Origin of the sequence: Burkholderia dolosa (assembly GCF_902499135.1) — a bacterium.
GTDB classification, from domain to species: Bacteria; Pseudomonadota; Gammaproteobacteria; order Burkholderiales; family Burkholderiaceae; genus Burkholderia; species Burkholderia dolosa.
On record NZ_CABVPR010000073.1, the window covers coordinates 1 to 12326 of the forward strand.

The following is a 12326-nucleotide window of genomic DNA, read 5'->3' on the forward strand; positions in this document are numbered from 1 at the left end:
AGCCGGCGCCGCCGGCGCGCTCGCCTGCGGCGCGGCGGCAGCCGGTGCGCCGGCCGCGTCGAGCAGCACGATCAGCGTGCCTTCCGACACGGCGTCGCCGACCTTCACCTTGATTTCCTTCACGACGCCGGCGGCCGGGCTCGGCACGTCCATCGTCGCCTTGTCCGACTCGAGCGTGACGAGCGACTGTTCCTTTTCGACCGTGTCGCCGACCTTCACGCCGATCTCGATCACCGGAACGTCCTTGTAGTCGCCGATGTCGGGCACCTTCACCTCGATCGTGCCGCCGCCCGCCGCCGGTGCGGCGCTCGGGGCCGGCGCAGCCGGCGCGGCAGATGCGGGCGCTGCCGTCGGCGCCGGTGCGGCAGCCGGTGCAGCCGAACCGTTCGGCTGGGCCGCGGCACCGCCTTCGAGCAGAACGATCAGCGAACCTTCCGACACGGAATCGCCGACCTTCACCTTCACTTCCTTGACCGTGCCGGCCGCGGGGCTCGGCACGTCCATCGTCGCCTTGTCGGACTCGAGCGTGACGAGCGACTGCTCGGGCTCGACCGTGTCGCCCGCCTTCACGAGCACCTCGATCACGGGTACGTCCTTGTAATCGCCGATATCCGGCACCTTCACTTCGATCGCTTGACTCATCTTTTTGTGTCTCCAGGGCCGCGCGCCCCCGCGGAAGCGGCGCGCGGCATCAGTCGGCGCGTGCGCGTTAAACCGTCATCGGGTTGGGCTTGGACGGATCGAGGTTGTACTTGGCGATCGCGTCCGCGACCACCTTGCGCTCGATCGTGCCTTCGTCGGCCAGCGCGTTGAGCGCCGCGACGGTGACCCAGTGACGGTCGACCTCGAAGAAGTGACGCAGTTTCTCGCGGGTGTCCGAACGGCCGTAGCCGTCGGTGCCCAGCACGACGTAGCGGCGATCGATCTGGCCGCGGATCTGGTCGGCCAGCGCGCGGACGTAGTCGGTCGACGCGATGACCGGACCCTGCGTGTCCTTCAGGCACTTCTGCACGTGCGACAGACGGCGCTCCTCGGTCGGATGCAGCAGGTTCCAGCGCTCGACGTCGTGACCTTCGCGCGCGAGTTCCGTGAAGCTCGGCACGCTCCACAGATCGGCTTCGACGCCCCAGTCGTTCTTCAGCAGGCCGGCAGCGGCGATCACTTCGTTGAAGATCGTGCCCGCGCCCAGCAGCTGCACGCGCGGCGCCTTCGTGTTCGCGTCCGCCTTGCGGAACGAGTACATGCCCTTGATGATGTCGGCCGCCACGTGCTCGCCCTGCGGAATCGCCGGGTGCTCGTAGTTCTCGTTCATCACCGTGATGTAGTAGTACACGTCTTCCTGATCCTGCACCATGCGGCGCAGGCCGTCCTGGATGATCACCGCGAGTTCGTAGCCGAACGTCGGGTCGTAGCTCACGCAGTTCGGCACCGAAGCGGCCCACAGCAGCGAATGGCCGTCCTCGTGCTGCAGCCCTTCGCCGTTCAGCGTCGTGCGGCCCGCGGTACCGCCGAGCAGGAAGCCGCGCGAGCGCATGTCGCCTGCCGCCCATGCGAGATCGCCGATCCGCTGGAAGCCGAACATCGAGTAGAAGATGTAGAACGGCACCATGATCTCGCCGTGCGTCGAGTACGACGTCGCCGCCGCGATCCAGTCGCACATGCCGCCCGCTTCGTTGATGCCCTCCTGCAGGATCTGGCCGGTTTCCGATTCCTTGTAGAACATCAGCTGGTCGGAATCTTCCGGCACGTACTTCTGGCCGTCCTGGTTCCAGATGCCGATCTGGCGGAACAGGCCTTCCATGCCGAACGTGCGCGACTCGTCCGGGACGATCGGCACGACGCGCTTGCCGAGCGCCTTGTCCTTCAGCAGGATGTTCAGGATCCGCACGAACGCCATCGTCGTCGAGATCTCGCGGCCTTCGCCGGTGCCCTTGAGCAGCGGCTCGAACGCGTCGAGCGCCGGCACCGGCAGCGACGTGGCCTTCTGGCGGCGCTGCGGCAGGTAGCCGCCGAGGTCCATGCGCTTCTGGCGCATGTATTCGAGTTCCTTCGAGCCTTCCTCGAACTTCAGGTACGGCACGTCGGCGATCTGTTCGTCGGTGATCGGCAGGCGGAACTGGTCGCGGAACTTCTTCAGTTGCTCGACCGGCAGCTTCTTCTGCTGGTGCGTGATGTTCATCGCCTGGCCCGACTCGCCCATCCCGTAGCCCTTGATGGTCTTCGCGAGGATGACGGTCGGCGCGCCCTTCGTGTTGCTCGCCTCGTGGAACGCCGCGTAGATCTTGTGCGGATCGTGGCCGCCGCGGTTCAGTGCCCAGATGTCGTCGTCCGACCAGTCGGCGACCAGCGCCTTCAGCTCCGGCGTGTTGAAGAAGTGCTCGCGCACATAGGCGCCCGACTCCGACTTGTACGTCTGATATTCGCCGTCGACCGCTTCCATCATCCGGCGCATCAGCGCGCCCGTCTTGTCGCGCGCGAACAGCGCATCCCAGCGGCTGCCCCAGATCACCTTGATCACGTTCCAGCCGGCGCCGCGGAATTCCGATTCGAGTTCCTGGATGATCTTGCCGTTACCGCGCACCGGGCCGTCGAGGCGCTGCAGGTTGCAGTTGATCACGAACACCAGGTTGTCGAGCTTCTCGCGGCTCGCCATCCCGATCGCGCCGAGCGATTCCGGTTCGTCCGTCTCGCCGTCGCCGAGGAACGCCCACACCTTGCGGCCTTCGGTCTTCGCGATCCCGCGCGCCTGCAGGTACTTCATGAAGCGCGCCTGATAGATCGCCATGATCGGGCCGAGACCCATCGACACGGTCGGGAACTGCCAGAAGTCCGGCATCAGCCACGGGTGCGGATACGACGAGATGCCGTTGCCGCCGACTTCCTGACGGAAGTTGTCGAGCTGCTCCTCGGTCAGGCGGCCGAGCAGGAACGCGCGCGAATACACGCCCGGCGACGAGTGGCCCTGCACGAACACGAGATCGCCGCCGTGCTGCTCGGACGGCGCGTGCCAGAAGTGGTTGTAGCCGACGTCGTAGAGCGTCGCCGCCGACGCGAACGACGCGATGTGGCCGCCGACGTTCGTATGCTTGCCGGCGCGCAGCACCATCGCGAGCGCGTTCCAGCGCGTGTACGAGCGAATCCGGTGCTCGATGTCCTGGTCGCCCGGAATCTTCGCCTGGGCTTCGACGGGAATCGTGTTGATGTACGGGGTGTTGGCGGAGAACGGCAGGTGTTCGCCGTGCATGCGGGCGAACTCGATCTGCTTTTCGATCAGGTAGTGCGCGCGGCCGGTGCCCACGGAGGAGATCACGCCATCGAGCGACTCGAGCCACTCGACGGTTTCTTGCGGGTCGTCGTCGTGATCGGCGGCGACATATTTCATCACTTCGTTCGGTACAGCGGACATTCTCGTCTCCTGGGTCCTGGAATGTGAGGATCGCTCTCGTGCAGACGACGCGACGCGACCGGCTGCGGGCAAGCTCCAGCGGATTGTAATGAGCGCGCGCGGGCCCGCGCAACAAAATTTTCGAATTATGAGATCTTTTCTCGTAATGCGGAATATTGCTGCGCTGCACCCATCCGTCGGGGCTTTCCGGCGCGTGCCGCCGACATAAATCCGTTTCCGCTCAACCTATCCGGTATGGGTTTTCCATGTATTGCGCTGCGCTACAATCCTGCCATGTTGACCGATCGGCTTTTCGCACGCTCGGCGCGACCGTCGGGCCCGCCGGCGGAGTCGCAGCCGTCCCGTTGGCACCACGGACCGTGGTGGTCCAATTCCTATTTGCTGACGCCGCTGCTGTCGATCCTCGTGTTCCTCGTGGTGATGAGCCTCATTCTATGGAGCCTCAATCGCCGCGAACAGCAGCAACAGGAAGACACGCTGTTCCGTAACGTCGCATGGGCGCAGCAGCAGATTCGCCTGTCGATGACGGGCGCGCAGGAGCAGTTGCAAGCGCTGTCGCGCGATCTCGCTTCCGGCCGTCTCGATCAGAACGCGTTTCAGATGGCCGTCGCGGACGTGATGCAGACGCATCCGGAAATCCTCTATCTGAACTGGTATACCGCGCCCGGCGTGCAGCGCTGGCCGAGCGTGCATCCGCCGCTGCTCGGCCAGCGGCTCGCGAAGCCCGGCGACGCGCAGCTGCAGGAGGCCGTGCGCGGCGCGTACGACGAAGCGCGCAGCACGCGCCGCCAGGCGTATTCGCCGCTGATCTACGACGACTTCGGCAACGGCTTCATCACGCTGCAGACGCCCGTGATGCGCGGCGACCGTGAATATCTCGGGTCGATCGCCGCGGTGTTCTCCGTCGAAGGGATCCTGAAGCACGACATCCCGCAGGAGCTGTCGTCGAAGTACAAGATCTCGATCACCGATGCGAACAACCGCGAGCTGTCGTCGACGTCGACGCGCCCGCGGCTGCCGCGCGACTCGCACTACGACCTGCCGCTGGACCCGCCCGGCCAGGGGCTGACGGTGCGCGTATACGCATTCCCGCAGCTGACGAACCTGACCAACAACACGCTCGTCTGGCTCGTCGCGGGGCTGTCGTGCTTCGTGCTGTGGAGCCTCTGGAGCCTGTGGAAGCACACGCGCCAGCGCTTCGAAGCGCAGCAGGCGCTCTACGCGGAAGCGTTCTTCCGCCGCGCGATGGAAAACTCGGTGCTGATCGGCATGCGCGTGCTCGACATGCACGGCCGCATCACGCACGTGAACCCGGCGTTCTGCCGGATGACCGGCTGGGACGAAAGCGATCTCGTCGGCAAGGTCGCGCCGTTCCCGTACTGGCCGCGCGATGCGTACCCGGAAATGCAGCGGCAGCTCGACATGACGCTGCGCGGCAAGGCGCCGAGCTCCGGCTTCGAGCTGCGCGTGCGGCGCAAGAACGGCACGCTGTTTCATGCGCGGCTGTACGTGTCGCCGCTGATCGACAGCTCCGGCCGCCAGACCGGCTGGATGTCGTCGATGACCGACATCACCGAACCCAAGCGCGCACGCGAGGAACTCGCGGCCGCGCACGAGCGCTTCACGACGGTGCTCGAGAGCCTCGACGCCGCGGTGTCGGTGCTCGCCGCCGACGAAGCGGAGCTGCTGTTCGCGAACCGCTACTACCGCCATCTGTTCGGCATCCGCCCGGACGGCCATCTCGAGCTGTCCGGCGGCGGCTTCGACCGCGCGCAGGCCTCGTCCGATTCGATCGACATGGTCGACGCGTTCGCGGGCCTGCCCGCCGCCGCGCTGACGAACAGCACCGCCGATGCGCAGGAGGTGTACGTCGAGAGCATCCAGAAGTGGTTCGAGGTGCGCCGTCAATACATCCAGTGGGTGGACGGCCACCTTGCGCAGATGCAGATCGCGCCCGACATCACGACCCGCAAGAAAGCGCAGGAGCTCGCGCACCAGCAGGAAGAGAAACTGCAGTTCACGAGCCGATTGATGACGATGGGCGAAATGGCGTCGTCGATTGCGCACGAATTGAATCAGCCGCTCGCCGCGATCAACAACTACTGTTCGGGCACGCTCGCGCTCGTCAAGAGCGGCCGCGCGACGCCCGAAACGCTGCAGCCCGCGCTCGAGAAGACCGCGCAGCAGGCGCTGCGCGCGGGGATGATCGTCAAGCGCATCCGCGAATTCGTGAAGCGCAGCGAGCCGAAGCGGCAACCGGCGCGCGTCGCGGACATCGTCGCGGACGCGGTCGGCCTCGCCGAAATCGAGGCCAGAAAGCGCAGGATCCGGATCGTCACGGAAATCCTCGCAAGAATGCCTATTATTTATGTCGACCCCGTGCTGATCGAGCAGGTGCTCGTGAACCTGATGAAGAATGCGGCCGAGGCAATGGCCGACGTGAAGCCGGCGTCGGCGGACGGCGTGATCCGCGTGGTGGCCGACATCGATGCGGGATTCGTCGACATCCGTGTGATCGACCAGGGCCCGGGCGTCGACGAAGCAACCGCCGAACGCCTGTTCGAACCGTTTTACAGCACCAAGTCCGACGGCATGGGCATGGGGCTGAACATCTGCCGTTCGATCATCGAATCGCATCGGGGGCGTCTGTGGGTGGTCAACAACGTCGAGCCGGACGGCCGCATTTCCGGCGCGACGTTCCACTGCAGCCTGCCCATTGGGGAACCCGCTGATCTCGGCCGAGGGGGGTCCGAGGCATCGGCATCACATACCGTTACGGGAGAACTATGAATAGCCCTGTCACCACCACTCAGGAAACCGTCTTCGTCGTCGACGACGACGAGGCCGTACGGGACTCGCTGCGCTGGCTGCTGGAGGCGAACGGCTATCGCGTGCAATGCTTCTCGAGCGCCGAGCAGTTCCTCGACGCGTATCAGCCGGCCCAGCAGGCCGGGCAGATCGCGTGCCTGATCCTCGACGTGCGGATGTCGGGCATGAGCGGCCTCGAACTGCAGGAGCGCCTGATCGCCGATAACGCCGCGCTGCCGATCATCTTCGTCACGGGTCATGGCGACGTGCCGATGGCGGTATCGACGATGAAAAAGGGTGCGATGGACTTTATCGAGAAACCGTTCGACGAGGCCGAGCTGCGCAAGCTGGTCGAGCGGATGCTCGACAAGGCCCGAAGCGAAAGCAAGAGCGTGCAGGAACAGCGTGCCGCGAGCGAGCGCCTGTCGAAGCTGACCGCGCGCGAGCAGCAGGTGCTCGAGCGGATCATCGCCGGCCGCCTGAACAAGCAGATCGCCGACGACCTCGGCATCAGCATCAAGACGGTCGAAGCACACCGCGCGAACATCATGGAAAAGCTCAACGTGAACACGGTGGCCGACCTGCTGCGCCTCGCGCTGTCGAAGAAGCAGGCGTAAGCGACTCTCGGCGCGCGCCGCGGCGGCCCTGCCGGCGCGGCCGCACACGCCGCCGCGCGATGCGGCCCACTCGCGCGGCGGCGCCGTTTTCGGGCGGCGTCCGAATGCCGCGGCGATGACGCTTTCGGCGCATTCGCTGTCGGGCGGCGGCAGGCGAACGGTATAATTCCGTGTTTTGCTGCGGCGCTTCGCGTGCCGCACGCCAGCATTCCAACTTCCCGGCAGAACCCACCACCATGACAGCCCTCCTCATCGACGGCAACGCTCTCTCGAAGACCCTCCGCGCGCAGGCCGCCGAACGCGCCGCCGCGCTGACCGCGCGCGGCCACCAGCCCGGCCTCGCGGTGATCCTCGTCGGCGACAACCCGGCCAGCGAAGTCTATGTGCGCAACAAGATCAAGGCGTGCGAGGACAACGGCTTCCATTCGGTGAAGGAAGCGTACCCGGCGTCGCTGTCCGAGGCCGACCTGCTCGCGCGGATCGACGCGCTGAACCGCGACCCGAAGATTCACGGGATCCTCGTGCAGTTGCCGCTGCCCGCGCATATCGACAGCCACAAGGTGATCGAGGCGATCGCGCCGGAGAAGGACGTCGACGGCTTCCACGTCGCGAACGCCGGCGCGCTGATGACCGGCAAGCCGCTGTTCCGTCCGTGCACGCCGTACGGCGTGATGAAGATGTTCGAAGCGCACGGCATCCCGCTGCAAGGTGCAAACGCGGTCGTGATCGGCCGCTCGAACATCGTCGGCAAGCCGATGGCGATGCTGCTGCTCGAAGCCGGCGCGACCGTGACGATCTGCCATAGCAAGACGCGCGACCTCGCCGCGCACACGCGCCAGGCCGACGTGATCGTCGCCGCGGTCGGCAAGCGGAACATCCTGACCGCCGACATGGTGAAACCCGGCGCGACGGTCATCGACGTCGGGATGAACCGCGACGAAGCGGGCAAGCTGTGCGGCGACGTCGACTTCGCCGGCGTGAAGGAAGTGGCCGGCTACATCACGCCGGTGCCGGGCGGCGTCGGCCCGATGACCATCACGATGCTGCTGATCAACACGATCGAATCCGCCGAGCGCGCGGCCGCGGCTGCGTAATTCCCGCCGGCCGGTGCGTTCGTGCGCCGGCCTCTGCGGCGGCCCGTCGCGGTCGCCTCGCCCCGCATCCGACCCTGCGTCAATCGCGCCGTTAGAAACTAACGATTGGAAAGCGCGCGACGCGCCCCAATAATGTCGGTATCGGGCGCCGTCGTGCCGTGCGCGCCCCACCCTTTTCATCCCGGTTCATCCGGCAACAGACAGGGAGTCTTATGTCCGCCAGCGCCAACACCAATCCGCTCCTCGATTTTTCCGGCCTGCCCCGCTTCGGCGAGATTCGCCCGGAACACGTGACGCCCGCGCTCGACACGCTGCTCGACGCGGCCAATCGCGCGGTCGAAACCGCGAGCGCGCCCGAGACGCCGGCAACGTGGGCCGACGTCGTCGAGACGGTCGAGCGCGCGACGGAGCCGCTCGGTCGTGCGTGGGGCGTGATCGGCCACCTGAACGCGGTCGCCGACACGCCGGAACTGCGCGCCGCGTACGGCGAGAACCTGCCGCGCGTGACGGAGTTCTGGTCGAGCGTCGGTCAGAACCTCGCGCTGTACGACAAGTACAAGGCGATCGCCGCAAGTGCCGAATACGCGACGCTGTCCGCCGAACGCAAGAAGATCCTCGACAACGCGCTGCGCGATTTCCGTCTGTCGGGCGCCGAGCTGCCGGAAGACCGGAAACCGCGCTTCGCGGAGCTGCAGGAGCAGCAGGCCGCGCTGTCGAAGGCGTTCTCCGATCACGTGCTCGACGCGACCAACGCGTATGCGTATTTCGCGCACGACGAAGCGGAACTGGCCGGCCTGCCCGGCGACGCGATCGAGGCGGCGCGCGAAGCCGCGCAGAAGGACGGCAAGGAAGGCTGGAAATTCACGCTGCACTTCCCGTCGTATTTCCCGGTGCTGCAGTACGCGGAAAACCGCGCGATGCGCGAAACGCTGTACCGCGCGTATGCGACGCGCGCTTCGGAACTCGGGCCGCAGTACGGCGACGGCAAGGCCGAATGGGACAACACGACCATCGTCGCCGACGCGCTGAAGCTGCGCCGCGAAGAAGCGCAGATGCTCGGCTACCGGAACTTCGCCGAAGTGTCGCTCGCGCCGAAGATGGCCGAATCGCCGCAGCAGGTGATCGCGTTCCTCGAGGATCTCGCGACGCGCGCGCGGCCGCATGCGGAGAAGGACTGGGACGAGCTGCGCGCGTTCGCCGCGAAGGAACTCGGGCTGACCGAGCTCGCGCCGTGGGACGTCGCGTACGCAGCCGAAAAGCTGCGCCAGCAACGCTACGCATTCTCGGAAAACGAGGTCAAGCAGTACTTCCCGGAACCTGCGGTGCTGAAGGGCCTGTTCACGGTCACCGAGACGCTGTTCGGCGTGACGATCAGGCCGGACGACGCGCCGGTGTGGCACAAGGACGTGCGCTTTTTCCGCGTCGAGAATCGCGACGGCTCGCTCGTCGCGCAGTTCTATCTCGACCTGTACGCGCGCGAAGGCAAGCGCGGCGGCGCATGGATGGACGACGCGCGTTCGCGTGCGAAGCGCGGCGGCAACGTGCAGACGCCCGTCGCGTATCTGACCTGCAACTTCTCGGCGCCGGTCGGCGGCAAGCCGGCGTGCTTCACGCACGACGAAGTCATTACGCTGTTCCATGAATTCGGCCACGGGCTGCATCACATGCTGACGCGCGTCGACGAGCTCGCCGTGTCGGGCATCAACGGCGTCGAATGGGATGCGGTCGAGCTGCCGTCGCAGTTCATGGAGAACTTCTGCTGGGAATGGGACGTGCTGTCGTCGATGTCGTCGCACGTCGATACGGGCGCCGCGCTGCCGCGTGCGCTGTTCGACAAGATGATCGCCGCGAAGAATTTCCAGAGCGGGCTCGGCACGCTGCGCCAGATCGTGTTCTCGATGTTCGACATGCTGCTGCACGTCGACTTCGATCCGGCCGGCGCGACGAGCGTGAACGCATTCGCACGCGAGATCAACGAGCGCTATCACGTGATCCCGCAGGCAGCATTCTCGCGTTGGCCGAACACGTTCAGCCACATCTTCGCGGGCGGCTATGCGGCCGGCTACTACAGCTACAAATGGGCCGAGGTGCTGTCGGCCGACGCGTACGCGGCGTTCGAGGAAGCGGCTGCCGCGAACGGCAGCGTGCTCGATGCGGCGACCGGCACGCGCTATCGGCGCGAGATTCTCGAAGTCGGCGGCAGCCGCCCGGCGATGGATTCGTTCAAGGCGTTCCGCGGTCGCGAGCCGAAGATCGACGCACTGCTGCGCCACAACGGAATGGCTGCGCCCGCGCACTGAGCGCGCGGTCGCCGTCATCGCGGCAGATCGAAAGGCATCGCTGCGGCGATGCCTTTTTCATTGCGCGGCCGATTCGTCGTCGAACAGCGAGAACTGCCCGCGGCGCGCGGCCGTGTCCTCGTCGATGCGCACGCCGACCCCGAGCAGCCGCACGGCCCGCGCACGCCGTTGCAGACCCTTCGCGAGCAGCGCGACCGCCGTGTCCGCGTTCGTCGCGTCGGCCACGCACTCGACCGTCGTGCGCTGAAAATCGGCGAAGCGGATCTTCACGTAGAGCTTGCGGATCGCGCGCGCCGCACCCGCGCGCGCGATCCGCGCATCCAGCTGCACGACGAGGCGACGGATCTCTTCCGCGCATTGCTCGAGCGTCGTCAGATCGGTCACGTATGTCGTTTCGACGCTGACCGACTTGCGCTCCTGATCCGCCTGCACCGGCCGCTCGTCGATCCCGCGCGACAGTTCGTACAGGCGCCGGCCGAATGCGCCGAACTCGCGATGCAGATCGATCAGCGACCAGTCGCGCAGTTGCGCGCAGGTCTGGATGCCGAGCCGGTCCAGGCGCGCGGCCGTCACCTTGCCGACGCCGTGCAGCTTGCGCACCGGCAGCGCGGCAACGAACGCATCGACCTCGTGCGGACGCACGACGAACAGGCCGTCGGGCTTGTTCCAGTCGGACGCGATTTTCGCGATGAACTTGTTCGGCGCGACGCCGGCCGACACCGTCACGCCGACGGTGTCGCGCACGCGCTCGCGGATCTCGCGTGCGATCAGTGTCGCGCTGCCCTGGCATCTGTCGGACGCGCTGACGTCGAGGTATGCCTCGTCGAGCGACAGCGGCTCGACGTCCGGCGTGTAGTCGCGGTAGATCGCCATGATCTGCCGCGATGCGGCGCGGTACTTGTCCATCGCGGACGGCAGGATCAGCAGATCCGGACACTTGCGCATCGCGAGCGCCGACGACATCGCCGAATGCACGCCATAGCGGCGCGCCTCGTAATTGCAGGTCGCGATCACGCCGCGCTGATCGGGCCGCCCGCCGACCGCGAGCGGCCGGTTGCGCAGCGACGGATCGTCGCGCATTTCCACCGACGCGTAGAAGCAGTCGCAATCGCAATGAATGATCTTGCGCACGCGCGGCGCGGCCGCGCCGGGCGGCGGCGCGCCGGGTTCGGCGGGCGGAATGGCGGTCGGGTTCACGGTGCCGATACTGTACAAAAACACAGTGAGCGTTTCAACTGCCGCGTGCCGCCGACGCCTGCTGCGCCGTACCGGCCCGCTTCGCGCCGATCGTACCGCCGCACGCGTGCGCCGACGCCTATACTCGGCTGCCGCAATGGATGAAACGCACAGGTGACGGATGAAGACGATCGGACTGATCGGCGGAATGAGCTGGGAATCGTCGGCCGAATACTATCGGCTGATCAACCGCCATTCGAAGGCGCTGCACGGCGGCCACCACAACGCGAAGAGCGTGCTGGTCACCGTGGACTTCGCGGAGATCGAAGCGCTGCAGCGTGCGCACGACTGGGCCGCGCTCGGCGAGCGGATGGCCGATGCCGCGCGGCGGCTCGAAGCGGCCGGCGCCGAGCTCGTCGTGTTGACGACCAACACGATGCATCGCGTGCACGATGCGATCGAGGCGGCGGTGACGCTGCCGTTCCTGCATATCGCGGATCCGACCGGCGCGGCGCTGCGCGACGCGGGCATCGGACGCGTCGCGCTGCTCGGCACGCGCTACACGATGGAACTGCCGTTCTATGCGCAGCGGCTGCGCGACAAATTCGACATCGACGTGCTGACACCGGACGAACGGCAGCGCGACGACGTGCACCGGATCATCTACGACGAGCTGTGTCACGGCATCGTCGAAGCGGAATCGCGCGCGACGTACGTGAGAATCATCGAATCGCTCGCGCAACGCGGTGCGCAGGCGGTAATTCTCGGCTGCACGGAAATCACGCTGCTGATCGGCTCGGCAGACTCGCCGTTGCCGGTATTCGATACGACCGCGCTGCACGCGAAGGCGGCAGTCGAGTGGGCCGCACGCTGACCTCGCTGCCGATAGAGAATCGCCGGACAAAACAAAAAACCCGGCACGGAG

At 66.4% G+C, this 12326-nt stretch carries 8 protein-coding genes and 1 pseudogene; 5 read left to right on the plus strand and 4 right to left on the minus strand.

Annotated features, from left to right (window positions below; genetic code table 11):
- From BUB20358_RS24235 to BUB20358_RS28730, 3 genes and pseudogenes are all read right to left on the minus strand, one after another.
- Positions 1–642: biotin/lipoyl-containing protein (locus BUB20358_RS24235; protein ID WP_302477266.1), on the minus strand; the 642-nt coding region annotated here is incomplete at its 3' end.
- 67 nt (positions 643–709) lie between these two features.
- Positions 710–3406, minus strand: a complete 2697-nt coding sequence (gene aceE, locus BUB20358_RS24240) for a pyruvate dehydrogenase (acetyl-transferring), homodimeric type (RefSeq protein WP_006763925.1) — start codon at positions 3404–3406, stop codon at positions 710–712.
- Between the two features lie 136 nt (positions 3407–3542).
- Positions 3543–3760, minus strand: a pseudogene (locus BUB20358_RS28730) (hypothetical protein); the annotation flags it as partial.
- On the opposite strand from BUB20358_RS28730, the gene fixL reads away from it, so the two are divergent.
- The 4 genes from fixL to BUB20358_RS24260 all read left to right on the plus strand — a co-directional run bounded on the left by fixL (position 3680) and on the right by BUB20358_RS24260 (position 10225).
- On the plus strand, positions 3680–6196 hold the full coding sequence (gene fixL / locus BUB20358_RS24245) for an oxygen sensor histidine kinase FixL (protein WP_174905129.1): 2517 nt from the start codon (positions 3680–3682) through the stop codon (positions 6194–6196). The pseudogene BUB20358_RS28730 and the gene fixL sit on opposite strands and share 81 nt — an antisense overlap.
- Positions 6193–6831 carry an oxygen response regulator transcription factor FixJ gene (fixJ, locus tag BUB20358_RS24250; RefSeq protein WP_006493245.1) on the plus strand — a complete coding sequence of 213 codons (639 nt, stop codon included), beginning with the start codon at positions 6193–6195 and terminating at the stop codon, positions 6829–6831. Before fixL ends, fixJ begins: the two co-directional genes overlap by 4 nt.
- A gap of 236 nt (positions 6832–7067) precedes the next feature.
- Complete coding sequence (folD, locus tag BUB20358_RS24255; RefSeq protein ID WP_035972093.1) at positions 7068–7925, plus strand: bifunctional methylenetetrahydrofolate dehydrogenase/methenyltetrahydrofolate cyclohydrolase FolD; 858 nt, start codon at positions 7068–7070, stop codon at positions 7923–7925.
- A gap of 212 nt (positions 7926–8137) precedes the next feature.
- Entirely contained in the window at positions 8138–10225 is a 2088-nt protein-coding gene (locus BUB20358_RS24260; protein ID WP_035972090.1) for a M3 family metallopeptidase, read from the plus strand.
- Positions 10226–10282: 57 nt separating this feature from the next.
- Here the strand turns inward: BUB20358_RS24260 and dinB are convergent, their stop codons facing one another.
- Positions 10283–11446 carry a DNA polymerase IV gene (gene dinB, locus BUB20358_RS24265; RefSeq protein WP_035972088.1) on the minus strand — a complete coding sequence of 388 codons (1164 nt, stop codon included), beginning with the start codon at positions 11444–11446 and terminating at the stop codon, positions 10283–10285.
- Between the two features lie 136 nt (positions 11447–11582).
- On the opposite strand from dinB, the gene BUB20358_RS24270 reads away from it, so the two are divergent.
- The gene (locus BUB20358_RS24270; protein WP_006763920.1) at positions 11583–12275 is read left to right on the plus strand and encodes an aspartate/glutamate racemase family protein; all 693 of its coding nucleotides are present in this window, start codon (positions 11583–11585) and stop codon (positions 12273–12275) included.
- The last annotated feature ends 51 nt before the right edge of the window (positions 12276–12326 follow it).